13 protein-coding genes are annotated in these 20,105 nt (G+C 74.8%); 7 read left to right on the top strand and 6 right to left on the bottom strand.

The features are described from left to right. Window positions 1–18: 18 nt before the first annotated feature. From ACIA8Q_RS17265 to ACIA8Q_RS17255, 3 genes are all read right to left on the bottom strand, one after another. Entirely contained in the window at window positions 19–1,005 is a 987-nt protein-coding gene (locus ACIA8Q_RS17265) for a hydroxymethylglutaryl-CoA lyase (RefSeq protein WP_360209266.1), read from the bottom strand. Further along, entirely contained in the window at window positions 1,002–3,302 is a 2,301-nt protein-coding gene (locus ACIA8Q_RS17260; RefSeq protein ID WP_396317397.1) for a biotin carboxylase N-terminal domain-containing protein, read from the bottom strand. The genes ACIA8Q_RS17265 and ACIA8Q_RS17260 overlap by 4 nt, the downstream gene beginning before the upstream one ends. A 155-nt stretch (window positions 3,303–3,457) precedes the next feature. Then, entirely contained in the window at window positions 3,458–5,167 is a 1,710-nt protein-coding gene (locus ACIA8Q_RS17255; RefSeq protein ID WP_360209261.1) for a carboxyl transferase domain-containing protein, read from the bottom strand. Window positions 5,168–5,299: 132 nt separating this feature from the next. Here ACIA8Q_RS17255 and ACIA8Q_RS17250 point away from each other — a divergent pair, with 132 nt between their 5' ends. Then, the gene (locus ACIA8Q_RS17250) at window positions 5,300–5,965 is read left to right on the top strand and encodes a TetR/AcrR family transcriptional regulator (protein ID WP_360209258.1); all 666 of its coding nucleotides are present in this window, start codon (window positions 5,300–5,302) and stop codon (window positions 5,963–5,965) included. A gap of 337 nt (window positions 5,966–6,302) precedes the next feature. Continuing rightward, entirely contained in the window at window positions 6,303–10,409 is a 4,107-nt protein-coding gene (locus tag ACIA8Q_RS17245; RefSeq protein WP_396317396.1) for an ABC transporter transmembrane domain-containing protein, read from the top strand. Window positions 10,410–10,560: 151 nt separating this feature from the next. Here ACIA8Q_RS17245 and ACIA8Q_RS17240 read toward each other — a convergent pair whose 3' ends face one another. Further along, window positions 10,561–11,547: an ATP-grasp domain-containing protein gene (locus tag ACIA8Q_RS17240; protein ID WP_396317395.1), complete on the bottom strand. Its 987-nt coding sequence runs from the start codon at window positions 11,545–11,547 to the stop codon at window positions 10,561–10,563. Between the two features lie 97 nt (window positions 11,548–11,644). Here ACIA8Q_RS17240 and ACIA8Q_RS17235 point away from each other — a divergent pair, with 97 nt between their 5' ends. Beyond that, window positions 11,645–12,178 carry an NUDIX domain-containing protein gene (locus tag ACIA8Q_RS17235; RefSeq protein WP_360209251.1) on the top strand — a complete coding sequence of 178 codons (534 nt, stop codon included), beginning with the start codon at window positions 11,645–11,647 and terminating at the stop codon, window positions 12,176–12,178. 197 nt (window positions 12,179–12,375) lie between these two features. Here the strand turns inward: ACIA8Q_RS17235 and ACIA8Q_RS17230 are convergent, their stop codons facing one another. Both ACIA8Q_RS17230 and ACIA8Q_RS17225 read right to left on the bottom strand, forming a co-directional pair. Then, entirely contained in the window at window positions 12,376–13,641 is a 1,266-nt protein-coding gene (locus ACIA8Q_RS17230; protein ID WP_396317394.1) for a hypothetical protein, read from the bottom strand. 118 nt (window positions 13,642–13,759) lie between these two features. Continuing rightward, the gene (locus ACIA8Q_RS17225) at window positions 13,760–14,815 is read right to left on the bottom strand and encodes an ABC transporter substrate-binding protein (protein ID WP_396317446.1); all 1,056 of its coding nucleotides are present in this window, start codon (window positions 14,813–14,815) and stop codon (window positions 13,760–13,762) included. 280 nt (window positions 14,816–15,095) lie between these two features. On the opposite strand from ACIA8Q_RS17225, the gene ACIA8Q_RS17220 reads away from it, so the two are divergent. From ACIA8Q_RS17220 to ACIA8Q_RS17205, 4 genes are all read left to right on the top strand, one after another. Further along, on the top strand, window positions 15,096–16,667 hold the full coding sequence (locus ACIA8Q_RS17220) for an APC family permease (RefSeq protein WP_396317445.1): 1,572 nt from the start codon (window positions 15,096–15,098) through the stop codon (window positions 16,665–16,667). A gap of 250 nt (window positions 16,668–16,917) precedes the next feature. Next, on the top strand, window positions 16,918–17,976 hold the full coding sequence (trpS, locus tag ACIA8Q_RS17215) for a tryptophan--tRNA ligase (protein ID WP_387901331.1): 1,059 nt from the start codon (window positions 16,918–16,920) through the stop codon (window positions 17,974–17,976). A 98-nt stretch (window positions 17,977–18,074) separates the two neighbouring features. Beyond that, window positions 18,075–19,034: an LD-carboxypeptidase gene (locus ACIA8Q_RS17210; protein WP_387901329.1), complete on the top strand. Its 960-nt coding sequence runs from the start codon at window positions 18,075–18,077 to the stop codon at window positions 19,032–19,034. A gap of 51 nt (window positions 19,035–19,085) precedes the next feature. Next, on the top strand, window positions 19,086–19,766 hold the full coding sequence (locus ACIA8Q_RS17205; RefSeq protein ID WP_360209239.1) for a nucleoside/nucleotide kinase family protein: 681 nt from the start codon (window positions 19,086–19,088) through the stop codon (window positions 19,764–19,766). The last annotated feature ends 339 nt before the right edge of the window (window positions 19,767–20,105 follow it).

Below are 20,105 nucleotides of genomic sequence, written 5' to 3'. Positions count from 1 at the left end.
CCCCGGGCGGGGGGCGGGTCAGCCCCGGGCGGCGCCGAGCAGCGCCTGGACGGTGCGGGAGGGGCTGGGCCGGCCGAGCCGCTCGGCCATCCAGCCGCTGGTGGCGACCAGCGCGCGCAGGTCGACGCCGGTCCGGACGCCGAGCCCGTGCAGCATCCACACCAGGTCCTCGGTGGCCAGGTTGCCGGTGGCGCTCTTGGCGTACGGGCAGCCGCCCAGTCCGCCGGCCGAGGCGTCCACCGTGGTGACGCCCTCGCGCAGTGCCGCCAGGGTGTTGCTGAGGGCCTGGCCGTAGGTGTCGTGGAAGTGCACGGCGAGCCGCCCGACCGGCACCCCGGCGCGGGCGAAGCCGGCCAGCAGGGCGCCGACCTGCCCCGGGGTGGCCACGCCGATGGTGTCGCCGAGGCTCAGCTCGGCGCAGCCCATCTCCAGCAGCTGCACCCCGAAGCGGACCACCTGGTCGACCGGGACGGGGCCCTCCCACGGGTCGCCGAAGCACATCGAGAGGTAGCCGCGGACGGCCACGCCGGCCTCGGCGGCCCGTGCCACGACGGGGCGGAACATCGCCATGGCCTCGTCCGCCGAGCGGTTGAGGTTGCGGCGGGCGAAGGTCTCGGTGGCGCTGGCGAACACGGCGATGTCGGCGGCGTGGTGGGCGAGCGCGCGGTCCAGCCCGCGCTCGTTGGGCACCAGGACGGGCAGCCGCAGGCCGGGGTGGCGCCCGGGCAGGCCGGCCAGCCGGGGCACCAGCTCCTCGGCGTCGGCCAGCTGCGGCACCCACTTCGGGTGCACGAAGCTGGTGGCCTCGACGGTGCGCAGCCCGGCGGCCGCGAGCCGGGCGATGAACTCCGCCTTGACCTCGACGGGCACCAGGGTGCCCTCGTTCTGCAGTCCGTCGCGCGGTCCGACCTCGTGGATCCGGACCTCCTCGGGCAGGCCGGGGGCGCGGACGGGGTCGGGCAGCCCCAGGTCGAGCGCGTCGGGCTCGCGGCCGGGGGCGGTCACGACCGCACCCCGGCGGGCGCGGGGGCGGCCTGCCCGTCGGCGTCCCGGCCGTCGGCGTCGTCCTCGGCCGGGGCGACCACGACCAGCAGGTCCTCCATCGCGACGGTGGCGCCGGCGGCGACCCGGAGGTCGGCCACCACGCCGTCGTGCGGGGCGGCGATCACGTGTTCCATCTTCATGGCCTCCAGCACGAGCAGGGGCTGGCCCTTGCGGACCGTCTCGCCCGCCGTGGTCTTGACGACGGTGACGGTCCCGGGCATCGGGGCGGTCAGGGCGCCGTGGTGGGCGGCGGCCCCGGCGGCGTTCTCGGCGACCGGGTCGTGCGGGTGCAGCGGCCAGGCGTCGCCCTCCGCACCGAGCCAGGTCACCGGACCGGCGGCGAGGCCGGGGGAGGCGTCGACGGCCAGCGCGAACGCGGTCCGCAGGCCGTCGACGGTCAGGTGCAGCCGGTCGCCGGTCAGGGTCGCGCGGGCGCGGTGGACGGGGCCGGCGTCGAGCCGGAGCTCCACCTCGCGGGTGACCTCGGCGGGATTGTCAGTGGCATCGGCTACGTTGCCCGCAGTGATCGGACGGATGCACACCGACACCGGGTCCTGGCCGGGGGTGCGGAGTCGGTGGGTGGTCCAGGCGGGGGTGCCGCCCAGGCGCCAGCCGGAGGGGAGGGAGAACGGGTCGGTCCAGCCGCCGGGGTCGGCGGCGGGGGTGAGGTCGAGGTGCCGCGCCAGCGCGGCCGCGTAGTAGAGGAGGTGGGCGGATGTCGGAGCGCCGGAGGGGAGCGGGCCGGTCGCCCCCGTGCCGTCGCCGGTGCCGGCCTCCTCGGCCGGGTGCCCGGGGTCGGCCGCGTTCGCCGGCGAGTACGGCGAGGCGAGCAGTCCGGGCTGCTGCCGGGCCGTCTGCTCCACCAGTCCGGTGTCCAGTCGGCCGGCGGCGACGTCGGGGTGGGCGAGCAGTCGGCGCAGGAAGCCCGTGTTGGTGGTGACGCCCAGGATCCGGGTGTCGGCCAGCGCGGCGCGCAGCCGGCGCAGCGCGGTCGGGCGGTCGGGCCCGTACGCGATGACCTTGGCGAGCATGGGGTCGTAGGCGCTGGTGACGACGGATCCGGGGGCGACCCCGGAGTCGACGCGGACGCCCTCGCCGCGGGGCTCGTCCAGGACGAGGATGCGGCCGCCGGTGGGCAGGAAGTCCCGCTCCGGGTCCTCGGCGCAGATCCGGGCCTCGATGGCGTGGCCCAGGAAGGAGACGTCGGACTGACCGAAGGAGAGCCGCTCTCCGGCGGCGATCCGCAGCTGCCACTCGACCAGGTCGAGTCGGGCCGCGTCCTCGCCGACGGCGACGGCGAGCTCGGTGACGGGGTGTTCCACCTGGAGACGGGTGTTCATCTCCATGAAGAAGAAGTCCCGCACCCCGTCGGTGGCGGCGGAGGCGGGGTCGGCCGGGTCGATGCCGGGGACGATGAACTCCACGGTGCCGGCCCCGGTGTAGCCGCAGGACTCCGCGGCGCGGACGGCCGCAGCGCCCATCGCGGCACGCGTCTCGGCGTTGAGCAGGACGGAGGGAGCCTCTTCGATCAGCTTCTGGTGGCGGCGCTGGAGGCTGCACTCGCGCTCGCCGAGGTGGACGGTGGTGCCGTGGGCGTCGGCCAGCACCTGCACCTCGATGTGGCGCGGCCGGTCGACCCAGCGCTCCAGCAGCAGGGTGTCGTCACCGAAGGCCGTCCGGGCGACGCGGCGGGCGGCGGCGATCTCGGTGGGCAGGTCGGCGGGGTCCCGCACCAGGCGCATGCCCTTGCCGCCGCCGCCGGCGGACGGCTTGAGCAGGACGGGGTAGCCGATCCCGTCGGCGGCGGCGACGAGCTCGTCGTCGGTGGGCGCGGTGGCCTCGCTGCCGGGGACCACCGGGACGCCGGCGGCGCGGACGGCCTCCTTGGCGTTGATCTTGTCGCCCATCAGTTCCACCGCACCGGGAGGAGGTCCGATGAAGACGAGGCCGGCGTCGGCGCAGGCGCGGGCGAAGCCGGCGTTCTCGGCGAGGAAGCCGTAGCCGGGGTGGACGGCCTGGGCGCCGGTGCGGCGGGCGGCGGCGAGGATCTGGTCGGTGCGCAGGTAGGTCTCGGCCGCGGAGCTGTCGCTGCGGTCGGCGGGGCCGAGCCGCACCGCGACGTCCGCCTCGCGGACGTGCGGGGCGTCGGCGTCGGCGTCGCTGAACACGGCGACCGAGCGCACGCCGAGCCGCCGCAGGGTGCGGATCACCCGTAGGGCGATCTCACCGCGGTTGGCGACCAGAACTGTGTCGAACATGGGAGGCGTTCCTCCGGGTCGAGGGGGCCGTACGAAGAGGGGGTGGCGGGCGGGGCGGGCGCCCCGGCCCGGGCGGTGCGTCGGCACCGCCCGGTCACGCCCGCGGAAGCGGGGTCACGGTCGGACGGGAGGGGTCGGAGCCCGCGGGGGCGGGGTCACATCCGGAAGACGCCGTACGGGCCGGGCTGCGGGAGCGGGGCGTTGGCGCAGGCGGTGAGCGCGAGGCCGACGACGGTGCGGGTGTCCATCGGGTCGATCACGCCGTCGTCCCAGAGCCGGGCGGTGGCGTAGTAGGCGCTGCCCTGGCGCTCGTACTGCTCGCGGACGGGGCGCTTGAACTCCTCCTCCGCCTCGGTCGGCCACTGCTCGCCGTGCGCCTCCAGCTGGTCGCGGCGGACGGTGGCGAGGACGGACGCCGCCTGCTCGCCGCCCATCACGGAGATCTTGGCGCCCGGCCACATCCACAGGAAGCGGGGTGAGTAGGCCCGTCCGCACATCGAGTAGTTGCCGGCTCCGTACGAGCCGCCGATCACCACCGTCAGCTTCGGGACGCGGGTGCAGGCGACGGCGTTGACCATCTTGGCGCCGTGCTTGGCGATGCCGCCCGCCTCGTACTGCCGGCCGACCATGAACCCGGTGATGTTCTGCAGGAAGAGGAGGGGGATGCCGCGCTGGTCGCACAGCTCGATGAAGTGGGCGCCCTTGACGGCCGACTCGGAGAACAGCACGCCGTTGTTGGCGACGATGCCGACGGGGTGGCCGTGGATCCGGGCGAAGCCGGTGACCAGGGTCGATCCGTACTCGGCCTTGAACTCGGCGAACCGGCTGCCGTCGACCAGGCGGGCGATCACCTCGCGCACGTCGTAGGGGGTGCGCGGGTCGACCGGGACGGCCCCGTACAGCCCGGCCGGGTCGACGGTCGGCGGCTCGACGGGGGCGAGCGGCCACGGCGCGGCCGAGCGCGGGCCGAGCCCGGCCACGATCGTGCGGACGATGGAGAGCGCGTGGGCGTCGTCCTCGGCGAGGTGGTCCGTGACGCCGGAGGTGCGGGAGTGGAGCTCGCCGCCGCCCAGCTCCTCGGCGGTGACCACCTCGCCGGTGGCGGCCTTCACCAGCGGGGGCCCGCCCAGGAAGATGGTGCCCTGGTTGCGGACGATCACGGCCTGGTCGCTCATCGCCGGGACGTACGCGCCGCCGGCCGTGCAGGAGCCGAGCACGGCGGCGATCTGCGGGATGCCCGCGGCGGAGAGCCGGGCCTGGTTGTAGAAGATCCGGCCGAAGTGGTCGCGGTCCGGGAAGACCTCGTCCTGCATGGGGAGGAAGGCGCCGCCCGAGTCCACCAGGTAGACGCAGGGCAGCCGGTTCTCCAGCGCGACCTCCTGGGCGCGCAGGTGCTTCTTCACCGTCATCGGGTAGTAGGTGCCGCCCTTGACCGTGGCGTCGTTGGCGACCACCACCACCTCGCGTCCGGCGACCCGGCCGATGCCGGCGATCACCCCGGCCGCGGGCGCCGCCCCGTCGTACATGCCGTCGGCGGCCAGCGGGGCCAGCTCCAGGAAGGGCGAGGCCGGGTCGAGCAGGGTGTCCACCCGGTCGCGGGGGAGGAGCTTGCCCCGGGAGGTGTGCCGGGCGCGGGCCTTGGCGCCGCCGCCGAGGGCGGCCGTGTCGAGCTTGTCGCGCAGCTCGGCGACGAGGGCCCGGTGCGCCTCGGTGTTGGCCAGGTAGGCCGCGGAGCCCGGGTCGGCGGAGGTGCCGAGCCGGGGTGCGGGGGCCGCGGCCCCCGGCGGTGCGGCGGACGGCGCCGCGGTGCCGTTCGCCGCGCTGAGCTGGACTCCGGCGGGTGTGCCGGCGGTGGAGATGACCATTCCCAAGAGCTCCCTTGCCCTCGGCGCCTGGTGGGCGGCCGGGTGCGGTACGCCCATGAGTCACACGTTAATTAACGTTAACTTACGCGCCCAGGTTAACGGCCGATAACCCTACTGTCTACGATGGGCAGCATGCCGAACGTCCCCGCAGCCTCCGCGCTCCCACGCCGCGACCAGATCCGCCGGGAGGCCGCGCGGCTGTTCGCCGCCCGGGGCTTCCTCGGAGTGGGCGTGGACGAGATCGGCAAGGCGGTCGGCATCAGCGGCCCCGGGCTCTACCGCCACTTCGCCGGGAAGGACGCGATGCTGGCCGACCTGCTGATCGGCATCAGTGAGCGCCTGCTGGAGGAGGGGCGCCGCCGGGCCGGGGGCGGTGACGGTCCGGCCGCCGCACTCGACGCCCTGATCGGCGGCCACGTCGAGTTCGCCCTCGACGACCGCGACCTGATCACCCTGCACGACCGCGAGCTGCTGAACCTCAAGGAGGAGGACCGGCGCAGCGTCCGCCGCCTCCAGCGCGGCTACGTCGAGCTCTGGGTGGACGTGGTCCGGCAGGCGTATCCGCAGCTGGCGGGCCCGAGCGCCGAGCCGGTGGCCCGGGCCGCCGTCCACGCCGTCTTCGGACTGATCAACTCGACCCCGCACAGCCTCGCCCCGAACCCGGCCCAGGGCGAGCGGGTCGGCCTCCAGCGCGACGGCATGGCCGCCCTGCTGCACGCCCTGGCCCACGGCGCCTTCGCCGCGGCGGCCGGCTCCGTCGCGGCCGACGCGGCTCCGGACGCGGCTCCGGACGCCTGAGGCCGGCACCGGCACGCCCCGCGGACCCCGACCCGCACCCCTGGTCCGCGCCCCTGATCCGTGCCCCGGCCCCGCCCGGCACCCCCGGCCCGGGTCCTAGGTCCAAAGGACGGCGCCCACCGGCCCGCGGCCGCTGGGCGTCCGCCGGGCCGTCCGCGACCCTGGAGGCAGGCGGGGGCGGCGTGCCGTGCGGGTCCGATCGGGAATCACCGCAGGGCGCGGGCTGTTTGCCAGACCGCCGGACCGGACGATCCGGGCCGTCCCGGCCCACTCCCACCCCACCCCGGTGGGAGAACGCCGTGGCGGCCACCCGACGAAATGGTTAGCATCCCTAAATATGCCTGAGACTCACGGATCCACGGTGGAGCAGTCCCCGAGCGGCCCACCGGTTCCCGGCGCCGGCCGGCAGGACACCGGCGCCGGCCCGCAGACCGGTCGGGGCCCGCAGAACGCCCAGGCCCCGCAGAACGCCGCGGCCCCGCAGGGCGGCGGGAGCCCGGAGACGACCGGCTGGCTGCGCCGACTGGTCGGCTACTGCTGGCACTCCCGCCGGAGCGTGCTGCTCGCGTTCGGTGCCTCGCTGGTGGGCATGGCCGTCACCTCGCTGGTGCCGCTGGTCACCAAGCTGATCATCGACGACGTCATCACCACGCACACCCGCTCGCTGGCCCCCTGGGCCCTGGTGCTGCTGCTCGCCGCGGTCGTGGTCTTCGGCTGCACCCAGGTCCGTCGCTACTACGGCGGTCAGCTCGCCCTCGACGTCCAGCACGACATGCGCAGCGACCTCTTCCGCTCGCTCGGCCGACTCGACGGCCACCGCCAGGACCGCCTGGACACCGGCCAGGTCATCGGGCGCGCGACCTCGGACCTCCAGCTGATCAACGGCCTGCTCTCGATGCTGCCGATGATGACCGGCTACCTGCTGATGTTCGTCATGTCGCTGGCCGTGATGGTCTGGCTCTCCCCGCCGCTCACCCTGATCGCCCTGGTGATGGCGCCCGCGCTGTGGTGGGTCTCCTCCCTCAGCCGCAAGCGGCTGTTCCCCGCCACCTGGGCCGCCCAGCAGGAGGCGGCGGCCGTGGCAGGCGTGGTGGACGGCGCCATCGGCGGCGTCCGGGTGGTCAAGGGCTTCGGCCAGGAGGCCCAGGAGCTCGACAAACTGGAGCTGGCGTCCCGCAACCTGTTCGCCGCCCGCCTCCGGTCGATCCGGCTCAACGCCCGCTACAACCCGGCGATGCAGGCGATCCCGGCGCTCGCGCAGGTCGCGGTGCTGGCCTTCGGCGGCTGGCTGGCCGTCGACGGCCGGGTCTCGCTCGGCACCTTCGTCGCCTTCTCGGCCTACGTCGCGCAGATGACGGGTCCGGTGCGGATGCTCACCGCGGTCATCACGATCGGCCAGCAGGCCAGGGCCGGCGTGGAGCGCGTGCTGCAGCTGATCGACGACCGTCCGCTGGTGCAGGAGCGCCCGGACGCGCTGACCCTCGACCTCACCCGTTCCGGCCGGGACGGCGGGGCCGCAGAGGCCTCGCCCGACGCCGCCGTCACCCCCGGTTCCCCGGCCGGCTCCGCCGGCCCCCGCACGCCGGACGTCGCCCTGGAGTTCGACCAGGTCGAGTTCCGCTACGACCCGGAGCACCCCGCCCCCGTGCTGCACGGCCTCAGCCTGCGGCTGGCCCCGGGCGAGACCCTCGCGCTGGTCGGCGCCTCGGGCTCCGGCAAGTCGACGGTGGCGCAGCTGGTGCCCCGCTTCTACGACCCGGCGGCCGGCGCCGTCCGGATCTACGGGCACGACCTGCGCGACCTCACCCTGGACTCGGTCCGCGCGGCGGTCGGGATCGTCCCCGAGGAGAGCTTCCTCTTCTCCGAGTCGGTCCGCACCAACATCGCCTACGGCCGCCCGGACGCCACCGACGAGCAGGTCGTCGCGGCCGCGCGCGCCGCCCAGGCCGACGAGTTCGTCCGCGCGCTGCCGGACGGTTACGAGACCAGGGTCGGCGAGCAGGGTCTGACCCTCTCCGGCGGCCAGCGCCAGCGCATCGCACTGGCCCGGGCGATCCTCACCGACCCTCGGATCCTGCTGCTGGACGACGCCACCTCGGCGGTGGACCCGCAGATCGAGGCCGAGATCCACGACGCGCTGCGCTCGGTGATGACCGGCCGCACGACGCTGCTGATCGCGCACCGGCGGTCGACGCTCCAGCTCGCCGACCGGATCGCCGTCCTGGACCACGGCCGGCTCCTGGACATCGGCACGCACGAGGAGCTCGACGCCCGATGTCCCCAGTACCGGGCGCTGATCACCGACCACGAGGCGGGCCGCGCCTCCCGGCGGCCGCAGGCGGAGCCCGCACCCGGGCAGCCGTCCGAACAGCACGCCGGGCAGCACGCCGAGCAGCATTCCGGGCAGCAGGCTCCCGACGACGCGACGGACCCGACCGCGGACCGGGCCCCCGACCACGCCCCTGACCAGGCCACCGGCCAGGCCCTCGACGGGTCCCCCGGGCGGACGGCAGGCCAGACCGCCGCGCCGGAGCGCGAACCGGCGGTCCCCGCCCTCCCCACCCCCTCCCTGGTCAAGGCGGCCCGCACCGCCAACCCCGACCTGCTGGCCACGGTCGCCGCGCTCCCGCCGGCCACCGACACCCCGGCCATCCCCCGGTCCGAGGCCGAGGCCGGCGACCCGGACTTCACCCTCCGCCGGATGCTGCGCCCCTTCCGGGCCCCGCTGGCCCTCGCCCTGCTGCTCGTCGCGCTGGACGCCGGCGCGGCCCTGGTGCTGCCGGTGCTGATCCGGCACGGCATCGACCAGGGCGTCAGCAAGGCCCTGATGTCCGGGGTCGCCGTCGCCGCGCTCGCCGCGCTCGTCGTGGTGCTGCTGGACTGGCTGGTGCAGAGCGCCGAGAACCGGGTCAGCGGACGGACCGGCGAGCGGGTGCTCTACTCGCTCCGGCTCAAGATCTTCGCCCACCTGAACCGGCTCGGCCTGGACTACTACGAGCGCGAGCTGTCCGGTCGGATCATGACCCGGATGACCACCGACCTGGACTCGCTGACCTCGTTCCTGCAGACCGGCGTCGTCACCGCCGTGGTCAGCCTGCTCACCTTCGCCGGGATCTTCGCCGCGCTGCTGATCATCGACGCCGGCCTGGCCCTGGTGGTCTTCGCGGTGCTGCCGCTGCTGGTGATCGCCACGCTGGTGTTCCGCAAGAAGTCCAAGGACCAGTACGAGCTCTCCCGGGACCTCATCAGCACCGTCAACGCCGACCTGCAGGAGAACGTGGCCGGCATGCGGATCGTCCAGGCCTTCCGCCGCCTGGACGCCAACACCGACCGCTTCGTCGCCCGGGGGGAGGCCTACCGCGAGGCCCGGGTCCGTGCGCAGCTCTACATCTCGCTGTACTTCCCGTTCGTCCAGTTCCTCTCCAGCGTGGCCGCCGCGCTGGTGCTGATCGTGGGCGCCGCCCGGGTCGACGCCGGGACGCTGACGGTCGGCGCGCTGGTCGCGTACCTGCTGTACATCGACCTGTTCTTCGCGCCGGTCAACCAGCTGTCCCAGGTGTTCGACGGCTACCAGCAGGCCTCGGTGGGGCTCGGCCGGATCCGGGAGCTGCTGCGCACCCCGACCACCACCGTGCAGTCCGCCGACCCGGTCCCGGTCCCCGAGGGGCTGCGCGGGGAGATCTCCTTCGAGGGCGTCAGCTTCGCCTACAACGGCGGGGCGGACGGCGCCCCGGACGTGCTGACCGGTGTGGACCTGCACATCCCGGCCGGGCAGACGGTGGCGCTGGTGGGTGAGACCGGCGCCGGGAAGTCGACGCTGGTGAAGCTGGTCGCCCGGTTCTACGACGCGACGGCCGGCACCGTCCGGGTCGACGGGGTCGACCTCACCCGCTACGACCTGGCGCAGTACCGGCACCGGCTCGGCGTGGTGCCGCAGGAGGCGTACCTGTTCGCCGGCACGGTGCGCGAGGCCATCGCGTACGGCCGGCCGCAGGCCTCGCCGGCCGAGGTGGAGACGGCGGCCCGGGCGGTCGGCGCGCACGACATGATCCTCAAGCTGTCCGGCGGCTACGACCACGAGGTCGCGGGCCGCGGGCGCAACCTCTCGGCGGGCCAGCGCCAGCTGATCGCGCTGGCGAGAGCCGAACTGGTGGACCCGGACATCCTCCTGCTGGACGAGGCGACCGCGGCCCTGGACCTGGCCACCGAGGCGGTGGTCAACCACGCCGCCGACCGGCTCAGCGGCGGCCGCACCACCCTGGTGATCGCCCACCGGCTGACCGCCGCCGAGCGCGCCGACCGGGTCGTCGTGCTGGACCACGGCCGGGTGGTCGAGGACGGGACCCACGCCGAACTGCTGGCCAGGGGCGGCACCTACGCCCGGCTGTGGGAGGCCTTCATCGCCGACGGCCACCCGGTGGCCGAGGCCGTCCCGGCCGGGTAGGTCCCCGGGCCGGGTCGCCCGGGGCAGCGTGGGCCGGAGTCCGACCGGACTCCGGCCACCCTCCCCGTCCGGCCACCCTCCCCGACCGGGCGGCCCCCGGCCGGGGCGTTCGGAGCGGCGGTGCCTGCGAAGGGCGACGGCCGCCCCGGCGTCAGGCGGCGATCAGCGAGGTCAACAGGCTCGAGGCGTCGATGCCGTGCGGAAGCTCGCTCACCTGCCCGTCCCCGACCTCGACCACCCGCCAGCCGGAGCCGTCGGCCCGGTAGGCGAGGTCGGTGGTGACGAAGCGGCAGCCGAGCGTCCGGACCAGCGCCTGGACGCCGTCGAGGTCGGGTTCGACGGTGTGGCGGGGCCCGTCTGGGTGCGGTCCGACCAGGACGGGCTCGCCGTCCAGCCACCACACCCGCGCCTCCGCGGCCCGGCCGGCCCCGTCGCCCAGGCCGTGGGCGCCATCGCCGGTTCCGTCGGCCCCCGTTCCGGCGCCGCCCGGCGCGGCCGCCCCGGGGCCGCCTGCCCCGCGCCCGGCGTCCGGGAGGCCGGCGAACCGCTCGAACCGCCGCAGCACCACCCCGCCGGCCAGGAACTCGCCCTGCAGCTCGACGAACCGGGCCACCACCCGGCCGACGGCCGCCAGGTCGGCCAACTCCGGGACGTAGCAGGCCTCGTGCCACTCGTGCTTGCGGGACTTCACGTAGTCCTTGACGATCGCCGGCCCGCTGCCGCCGAGCCGGGCCGCCGCGGCCGCCAGCTCCTCCGCCGCTGGCGCCGCCCCGGCGGTCGGGATCCACGTACTGGGCGGGGTCGCCCCCTCGAACACGCCGTACCAGCCGGGCAGTTCGTGGGCCGTCGCGTAGCCGGCCGCGCTGGTCAGCAGGTGTCCGCCGCGTGCGGTGAGCGCGGCGGAGAACTCGGCGTAGCGGGCCGAGGGCAGCATCCAGCCCCGGTACCAGAGCGGGCCGCTGCCGCGCGGCACCCGTAGGACGGCCTCCTCGGCCCGTCCGGCGAGCAGCGCGTCGTGGTCGACCAGGTGGTGCTCGCCGCCCGACTCCCGCAACAGCCGCGCCTCCCAGGCGAAGTGCGGGTCGGGTCGGCGAGGGTTGAGCGGGTCGGCGGGGAGGAGGATCGCGGGTACGGGCATGGCCGTCAGGGTACGGCCGGAGCCGGGCCCGTGTCGGCGGCTTTCACTCCGGCGAATTCGGCTCGACGGCCCGGGGCTGCGCTGCCAGAGTGATCCGATGCGAAATCTGCTGCGATCCCGCAAGCGCGTTCCCCGACAGGCCGCCCGCACCGTCGTCCTGGACGAGGGAGGTTCGGTCTTCCTGCTGCGTTCGGACAACGACGAGGTGGGCGTGCACTGGACGATGCCCGGCGGCGGACTGGACACCGGCGAGAGCCCGTGGACCGGCGCGCGGCGCGAGCTCTGGGAGGAGACCGGCTGGACCGACCTCGAACCCGGCCCGTTGCTCTGCACCTGGGAGCACGACTTCACCTGGCACGGCACCCCGGTCCGCCAGCACGAGCACATCTACCTGACCACCGGTCCGCACCGCGGGCCGGTCGGCGACGTCAGCGCCGTGCACGCCGAGGACCGGATCCTGGACTGGCGCTGGTGGACCCCGGCCGACCTGGCCGACGAGAACGCCGACGCGCTCTGGCCGCCCCGGCTGCCGGAGCTGTTGGACGCCGTCCGTTCGGGCTGGGCGGTGGACGGTCGGCCCCCGGTGCCCGTCGACCTCGGCTACGTGCCGAACGCCCCGGACGTCCGCTGACGACGCCCGGATGCTGACGGCCGCATGCTGACGACCGCCCGCTGACGCTCAGCCACCGAGGGCCAGCCGCGATCCGCCACGCACGACCCCGCCGCACATCACCCGCCGACCGCCGGGCTCCCGTGCGGGCGTCCCGTCGGCCCGTCGGCCCGTCGGCCCGTCGGCCCGTCGGCCCGCGGTTCGACGGCTCCTCGGCCCTACGGCCGCCCGCCGCGCCGGGCCCGCCCGCCCGGTCCGGCCTCCCAGCCGTGCAGGTCCAACTCCCGGTCGTGCAGCGCGGCGGGGTTCATCAGCACCGTCAGCTGCGCGCCGGCCAGTTGCTCGAAGGTGAGCCCGGTGGCGGCCAGCAGCCGGTCGGTCGGCACCGAGACGGCGATGGCGGGCCGCCAGGACGGCAGCACGACGAGGCTGGTGCCGCGGCCGAGGCGGACGGTGTCGGCCGTCACCCGGACCGGAGCTCGCTCCTCGGGGCGGCCGACGGCCTCGGGTTGGAGGGGGCTGCCACTGATCAGGATGCCCAGCGGGGTCTCGCCGCGCGTCGCCCCGGGGTCGGCGGCCGGCCACTGCTCCACGGTCCGGCCGGCGTCGGCGGGTTCACCCGTACGGGGCAGGACCACCCGTCCGTCCCCGTCCTGGAGGCCGGCCGGGGCCGCCGGTTCGGCCGGGCCGACGGCGGCCGGTCCGGCCGGGGCGCTCTCCGGGTGCATCCGCCGCAGCCGGCGCGACGGGGAGGGCCGCCGCGACCCGAAGCCCCGCAGGTCCTCGCGGGCGGCCCGTAGGACGGGCACGTCGGTCTCGTCCGCCGTCGGGCCGGTCGTGAGGGGGAACCTGGTGTACCCGGTGGTTCCGGTGCCGCTCGCGCGCTCCGGACCCGCGGGGACCGCCGCGCTCCCCGGGTCGGCCGCGCCGAGGCCGCCGTGCACACCGTCCGTCCGGTCCCGACCGCCGGGGCCGCCCGCGGCACGGACCAGACCGTCCGGACCGTCCACGCCGCCTGAGCCGCCCGCGGGGCGCCCCCGGCCGACGCCGTCGGACTCCGCGGCCCGGCCCGCGCCGTCCCCGCCGAGCAGGGCCCGCACCTCCGCGACCGGCCGACGGCACGCGGCCGCCAGTTCGGAGACCGAGCGCCCCTGCGCGTGCGCGGCCCGCAGCCGTTCGGCGAGCGCCGCCCGCAGCCGTGACGTGGTCGGATCGTCCGTCGCGGCGTCCTCGTCGGCGGGGCGGCCGTCCGGCAGGGCGTCCTGCGAGCCGCGGGGCCGGGGCACCGAGTCGGGGCGCGCGCCGCCGGGGTGGCGCGGGTCGCCGGCCGGGCCGTTGGGGGAGGCCCCCGGGGCGCCGGCCGGGCCGGCCTCGGCGGCCGTCGTGACGGCGCAGCGCCCGGCGTGCGGTGCCGGCGTTCCGGCGCCGTCCGCGGGCGGGCCGGGCGGCGTCGGATCGGTTGCGGTGGGGTGGAGCGAGGTCATCGGCACGGGCCCTTCGGCGGACGGTCCCGACGATCCTCCCGCACCGCGCGATCAGCTCCAAGCGTCATTTCCGCGGTCGTGCGCGCGGACCGGGCCCGCCCCTACCCGGTGTGTCGGCTCAAGTGCCGGGCGCGACGAACCCCTTGAGGTCGCTGAGCACCGCGTTCGCCGCCAGGACGCCGAGCCCCAGGAACCAGGTCTCGTCCGAAACCGGTCGGGCCTGACCGGACTTGACCGCACCGAGGGTCTTCCAGAGCGCGCCGCCGAGCACCGTGTCCTGGTTGGTGGCGGTGGGGGTGCCGTAGACGCCGTAGAAGATCCAGTCGGCGTCGGCCTTGTCGATCTGCTCCGGGCTGACCTCCACCGCGAGTTCCTCGACCTGTTCGATCGGGGGCTGCGGCAGCGGCACGTCGGCGAGGACGGTGCCGATGAAGGACAGCCCGGCGTACAGCCGCGTGCGGCCCGGCATGAAGCGCAGCGGGGTGACGGTCGGCCGCTTGCCGCCGAGTCCGGCGCCGACCGCGGTGGCGGCCGCCTGGTAGGCGTCGAGCTGCGCACCGGCCTCCGCCTCCAGACCGAAGGGGCTGGCGTTGAGCCGGAAGTTCTGCTTCCAGGGGTAGCCCGGGCGCAGCGAGAAGACGGTCGGCGCGATCTTGGACAGCTGCGCGTACTGGTCCTGGGCGCGCAGCCGGCTGCCGAGGATCAGGTCGGGCTTGAGCGCGGCGATCGCCTCCAGGTTGAGGCTGTTGATGGTGCCGACCGCGGCGGGGGCGCCGGCCCTGTCCCTGAGGTAGGAGGGCAGCGACTTGGAACCGTCGGTGTGGACGACGCCGACCGGCTGGATGCCGAGCGAGACGACGTTGTCGAGCTCGCCGGTGTCCAGAACGACCACCCGGGTGGGCCGGGCGGGGACGACGGTCTCGCCCATCGCGTGCCGGACGGTGCGCGGGTAGACGCCGGGGGCGGCGTCGGTGCCGAAGCCCTTCATCTTCTCGATCACGGTGGCGTAGTCGTCGCCGCCCTGCTTCACCGACTTCTGGTCGGGCGAGGAGCCGCCGGTGCCCGGGGTCGACCCCCCGGAGGCGCCGGGGCCGCCGCTGCCGCCGGGTCCGCCGCAGGCGGTGAGGAGTCCGCCGAGGCCGAGCACCGCTCCGCCGGCGACGGCGGTGGACAGGAACCGGCGGCGGGACGGGGTGCGGGGGCCGACCGGGGCGGGGCCGACGCGGGCCGGGTCGCCGGGTGCAGGGTCGCCGGAGGTGGGGTCGCCGGAGGTGGGGGCCACGCGACGCTCCTTCGAGATCGAGGTTAGGTTAGGCAAACCTACTACGCGCGCCAAATCTCAACGTACGTGCATAAAATCACCAAGAGTTGGTCTGCTCAACCTTCTGCATCCGCACTAGAGTGCGCTGGTGCGTGATCAGCAGCTCTCAGAGCACGGAAGCAGCGGCCGGGCAATGGCGCCCGGCGCTCCGCAGGGCACCCCGGTCAGTGGTGCCAGTGGTGGAGTCCCCGACCGGGGGCCGGCGGGGGGAGCGTGGGACAAGGGCCTGTCGGGCAACTCGGTGGGCCTGTTGAGCAGCGTGGTCCTGGGCGTCTCGACGGTCGCCCCGGTCTACTGCCTGACCGCGACGCTCGGGCCGACCGTCACCGCGGTCGGCGTCCAGATGCCCGCGGTGTTCCTGGCCGGTTTCCTGCCGATGCTGCTCGTCGCGTTCGCCTACAAGGAGCTGAACAAGGACTTCCCGGACTGCGGCACGTCCTTCACCTGGACGGTCAAGGCCTTCGGCCCCCGGGTCGGCTGGATGGCCGGCTGGGGCCTGACCGTCGCGACGATCATCGTGCTCTCCAACCTGGCCGGGGTCGCCACCGACTTCCTCTACCTGATGCTCGGCGAGATGACCGGCAGCAGCCGGGTCGCCGACCTCGACCAGAACCAGGCCGTCCACCTGCTCACCGTGGTCCTGCTGATCGGCGGCGCCACCGCGATGAGCTACCGGGGGATGACGGCCACCCGGTGGTTCCAGTACGGCCTGGTCGGGCTCCAGCTCGCCGTGCTGGTGCTCTTCTCGGTCATCGCCATCGGCAAGGCCGCCGCGGGCGAGCTCCCCGACTCGATCGGCTTCTCGGCCTCCTGGCTCAACCCACTGGAGGTCGGCTCCTTCAGCGCCTTCACCGCCGGCCTGTCCCTGTCGATCTTCATGTACTGGGGCTGGGACACCTGCCTCACCATGAACGAGGAGACCCTCGGCAGCTCCAGGACGCCGGGCCGTGCGGCGATGACCTCCATGGTCACCCTGGTCGGCTCCTACCTGCTGGTGGCGATCGCCGCCCAGATGTTCGCGGGCGTCGGCTCCACCGGCCCGGGCCTGGGCAATCCGGAGACCTCCGACAACGTCTTCGCCGCGCTCGCCCGCCCGGTGCTCGGGTCGCCCTGGAGCGTCCTGCTCTTCCTGGCCGTGGTCGCGAGCGCCGCCGCCAGCCTGCAGACCACCTTCATCCCGGTGGCCCGCACGCTGCTCGCGATGAGCGCCTACCGCGCCGTGCCGCCGCGCTTCGGCGCCGTCCACCCGCGCTTCCGCACCCCCGGCTACGCCACCGCCGCGGCCGGCGCCGCCACCGCCGTCTTCTACGTCGGCATGAGCCTGATCAGCGAGGACGTGGTCGAGGACACCATCCTGGCGCTCGGTCTGATGATCTGCTTCTACTACGCGCTGACCGCATTCGCCTGCGTCTGGTACTTCCGCCGCTCGCTGCGCAACGGCCCGCGCGACCTCTTCCTCAAGGGCGTCGCCCCACTGCTCGGCGGCGTGCTGCTGAGCGGGGTCTTCCTGCAGACCCTCACCGACGCCTGGGACCCGGAGTACGGCAGCGGAGCCGTCCTCGGCATCGGCTCGGTGTTCGTCATCGGCGTCGGCATCCTGCTGCTCGGCGCGGCGCTGATGACCGGCTACGGCCTGGTCCGGCCGGAGTTCTTCCGCGGCGAGACGCTGCGCCGGGACACCCCCGCGCTGGTCGTCGAGGACTGAAACGGGCGCCGGGCGCCGGTGGCCGGCGGTCGATCGCCGGATCGACCGACCGGCCACGCCGGCGGACCGTCGGCGCTATCCTCGAGCACATGAAGCTTCACGCGGGCCTGAGCTGGTGGCCGTCCTAGGACGGCCACCCCTCACACCTGACCCAGGGCCGTCCGGATCGGACGGCCCTGTCGTGTTTCCCCACGGGACGGGCTCCCGCCCCCGGACGGCCGCCACCACCGCCGCACCGAGGAGAGACCCGATGACCACCACCGCGACCGCGACCGGCCCCGCCGGCGCCGCCACCACCGCGACCTTCACCGCCGACCCGGGCACCGACCGGGTCCTCACCGGCGACCGCCCCACCGGCCCGCTCCACCTCGGCCACTACTTCGGCACCCTGCGCAACCGCGTCCGGCTCCAGGAACAGGGCGTCGAGATGTTCGTCGTGGTCGCCGACTACCAGGTCATCACCGACCGGGACGTCGCCGACCGGCTCGCCGAGCACACCGAGGACCTCGTCCTCGACTACCTCGCGGCCGGCCTCGACCCGGACCGCGCCACGATCTTCGCGCACAGCGCCGTCCCCGCCCTCAACCAGCTGCTGCTCCCCTTCCTCAGCCTGGTCAGCGTCGCCGAACTCAACCGCAACCCCACCGTCAAGGAGGAGATCGCCCACTCCCGCCAGTCCGCCGTCAACGGGCTGATGTTCACCTACCCGGTCCACCAGGCCGCCGACATCCTCTTCTGCAAGGCGAACCTCGTGCCGGTCGGCCAGGACCAGCTGCCGCACCTCGAGGTCGCCCGCACCGTCGCCCGGCGCTTCAACGAGCGCTACCCGCACAGCGGCGGCGAACCCGTCTTCCCCCAGCCCCGGGCGCTGCTCTCCGACGCCCCGCTGCTGCTCGGCACCGACGGCGGCAAGATGAGCAAGAGCCGCGGCAACTCCGTCGCCCTCGGCGCCACCGAGGACGAGACCGCCCGCATCGTCCGGGCCGCCAGGACCGACGCCGACCGGCGGATCTCCTACGACCCGGCCGCACGCCCCGAGGTCTCCGGCCTCGTCCTGCTCGCCGCCCTCTGCCAGGACCGCGCACCCGAGGAGATCGCCGCCGAGATCGGCGACGGCGGAGCCGCCGCCCTCAAGGGCACCGTCACCGACTCCGTCAACGAGTACCTCCGCCCGCTCCGGGCCCGCCGCGCCGAACTCGCCGCCGACCGCGCCCACCTGCGCCGGGTCCTGCGGGACGGCGCCGAGCGCGCCAACGCAATCGCCGACGCCACCCTCGCCGAGGTCAGGTCGGTGATGGGATCGGTGTGACGCGGACGGGGCATACCAGTTCCGGCGGACCCGGCCGGAACTGAGGCCGCATCACCCCGCCGACCGCGTCGCCCCGCGCCCCTGGAAGGATTCCGGTCATGGACCAGCAGCCGACCTCGCCCGCACGAGGGCTGACCCGACCGCCCCACCTGCGCCCCGGGGACCACGTCGCCGTGGTCGCCCCCAGCGGGCCGATCGACCCCGAGCGGCTCGCCGCCGGGGCCGGGATCCTGCGCTCCTGGGGGCTGCGGGTGACGGTCGCCCCGCACGTCCTCGACACCCACCCCTCCCTCGGGTACCTCGCCGGCGCCGACGCCGACCGCGCCGCCGACCTCCAGCAGGCCTGGCTCGACCCCACCGTCGACGCCGTCATGTGCGCCCGCGGCGGCTACGGCGTCCACCGCATGGTCGACCTGCTCGACTGGGACGCCATGCGCCGCGTCCCGCCCAAGGCGTTCATCGGCTTCAGCGACGTCTCCTCGCTGCACGAGGCCTTCGCCCAGCGCCTCGGGCTCGCCACCCTCTACGGTCCGCTGGCCTCCGGCTCCGCCTTCGTGACCGACGGACCGACCGCCGAACACCTGCGCCGCACCCTCTTCGAACCCGACTCGACCACGCTGCTCACCTCCGCCACCGCCACCGCCCTCGTCCCGGGCGTGGCCCGGGGCGTCACCGCCGGCGGCTGCACGCACGTGCTGGCGGCGGAACGCGGCACCCCGGGAGCGCGGCCGTCCTTCGCCGGCACCATCCTGATCCTGGAGGACGTCAACGAGCACCCCTACCAGCTCGACCGGATCCTCACCCAGTTCCTGCGCTCCGGCGCGCTCGACGGCGTCGCCGGCATCGCGCTCGGCTCCTGGGAGGGCTGCGGCCGACCGGACCGGGTCCGCTCCGTCATGCTCGACCGGCTCGGCCCGCTCGGCGTCCCCGTCCTGTGGGAACTCGGATTCGGCCACTGCCCGTCCTCGCTGACCGTGCCGCTCGGAGTCCCCGCCGTCCTGGACGCCGACGCCGGCACGCTGACCATGGCCGTTCCCGCGCTCGCCGGCCGGGCCTGAGGCGGACCGCGAGGCGGTGACCCGGTGAGCCGGGGTGAGTAGGGTGCGCGCATGAGTGTGAACGGGGACAGCCTCACCGCCCTCGCCCTCGGCCTCCTGCGGGGCCCGGGCAGCAACGCCCGGACGATCCTCGGGCTCGTCGGCCCGCCCGCGGCCGGCAAGTCCACGCTGGCCCGGCACCTGGTCGCCGAGGTCGAACGCGTCGAAGGCCCCGGCAGCGCCGCGTACGTCCCGCTCGACGGCTTCCACCTCTCCGGCGCCCAACTGCGGCGCCTCGGCCTGACGCACCGCAAGGGCGCGCCGGAGACCTTCGACGCCCACGGCTACGTCGCCCTGCTGCACCGCATCGCCGGGGACCGCTTCCGGGACGTCTACGTCCCCGACTTCGACCGCACCCTCGACGAACCCGTCGCCGCCCGGCACGTCGTCCGCCCGCACACCCGCCTCGTCATCACCGAGGGCAACTACCTCGCCTCCACCGACAACCCGTGGCCGGAGGCCCGCCGCCTGCTGCGCGAGCTCTGGTACGTCGACACCGACGACGCCCTGCGCGAGGAACGTCTGCTCCGCCGCCACCGGGACATCGGGCGCGACGAGGCCACCGCCCGCGACTGGGTCACCGGCAACGACCACCCCAACGGCGAGTACGTGAAGACGGGGCGCCCGCGCTGCACCCGGACGGTCACCGGCAGTGGTTTGCCCGCGGCGCCGAACAGGGGTAGTGTTCTCTAGTCGCTCGGCAGGGAGCACCGGACACGCATCGGCGCGGACGGTCCCGGGGCGGCCAATCCTTCGAAACACCACTTCCCGGCTCGGGCTGGGTCGCGCTTTGTCGCGGCTCGGTGCGTATTCGGCGTGCTCGTTTTATTGGATTGCGGTCGGATTCGCTTTTCGGAGCGGGGATCGGCTAGAGTTTGAAACGTCGGACGGGGCGTCAAACCCCGGAAGACACCGGCGAGTTGGATGACGAAGCCCCGGAAAACGGAGCGGAAAACATCTGATAAGCTGGAAACACGAAAGAACGAAGCGCCCGGAGGGCCTGCTGGAAGGCAGACCGAAGGAAGTGTCCGT

This window comes from Kitasatospora sp. NPDC051705 (genome assembly GCF_044453265.1).
In the GTDB taxonomy this organism is placed as follows: domain Bacteria; phylum Actinomycetota; class Actinomycetes; order Streptomycetales; family Streptomycetaceae; genus Kitasatospora.
Note: the sequence above shows the minus strand (reverse complement) of the source record. Positions and strands in the feature narration are given on the sequence as shown.

What these genes read in the sequence shown, in the direction of transcription:
- ACIA8Q_RS17260 (WP_396317397.1), bottom strand. Translation starts at nt 3,302, where the DNA reads ATGTTCGACACAGTTCTGGTCGCCAACCGCGGTGAGATCGCCCTACGG.
- ACIA8Q_RS17255 (WP_360209261.1), bottom strand. Translation starts at nt 5,167, where the DNA reads ATGGTCATCTCCACCGCCGGCACACCCGCCGGAGTCCAGCTCAGCGCG.
- ACIA8Q_RS17250 (WP_360209258.1), top strand. Translation starts at nt 5,300, where the DNA reads ATGCCGAACGTCCCCGCAGCCTCCGCGCTCCCACGCCGCGACCAGATC.
- ACIA8Q_RS17245 (WP_396317396.1), top strand. Translation starts at nt 6,303, where the DNA reads ATGCCTGAGACTCACGGATCCACGGTGGAGCAGTCCCCGAGCGGCCCA.
- ACIA8Q_RS17240 (WP_396317395.1), bottom strand. Translation starts at nt 11,547, where the DNA reads ATGCCCGTACCCGCGATCCTCCTCCCCGCCGACCCGCTCAACCCTCGC.
- ACIA8Q_RS17235 (WP_360209251.1), top strand. Translation starts at nt 11,645, where the DNA reads ATGCGAAATCTGCTGCGATCCCGCAAGCGCGTTCCCCGACAGGCCGCC.
- ACIA8Q_RS17230 (WP_396317394.1), bottom strand. Translation starts at nt 13,641, where the DNA reads ATGACCTCGCTCCACCCCACCGCAACCGATCCGACGCCGCCCGGCCCG.
- ACIA8Q_RS17220 (WP_396317445.1), top strand. Translation starts at nt 15,096, where the DNA reads ATGGCGCCCGGCGCTCCGCAGGGCACCCCGGTCAGTGGTGCCAGTGGT.
- trpS (WP_387901331.1), top strand. Translation starts at nt 16,918, where the DNA reads ATGACCACCACCGCGACCGCGACCGGCCCCGCCGGCGCCGCCACCACC.
- ACIA8Q_RS17210 (WP_387901329.1), top strand. Translation starts at nt 18,075, where the DNA reads ATGGACCAGCAGCCGACCTCGCCCGCACGAGGGCTGACCCGACCGCCC.
- ACIA8Q_RS17205 (WP_360209239.1), top strand. Translation starts at nt 19,086, where the DNA reads ATGAGTGTGAACGGGGACAGCCTCACCGCCCTCGCCCTCGGCCTCCTG.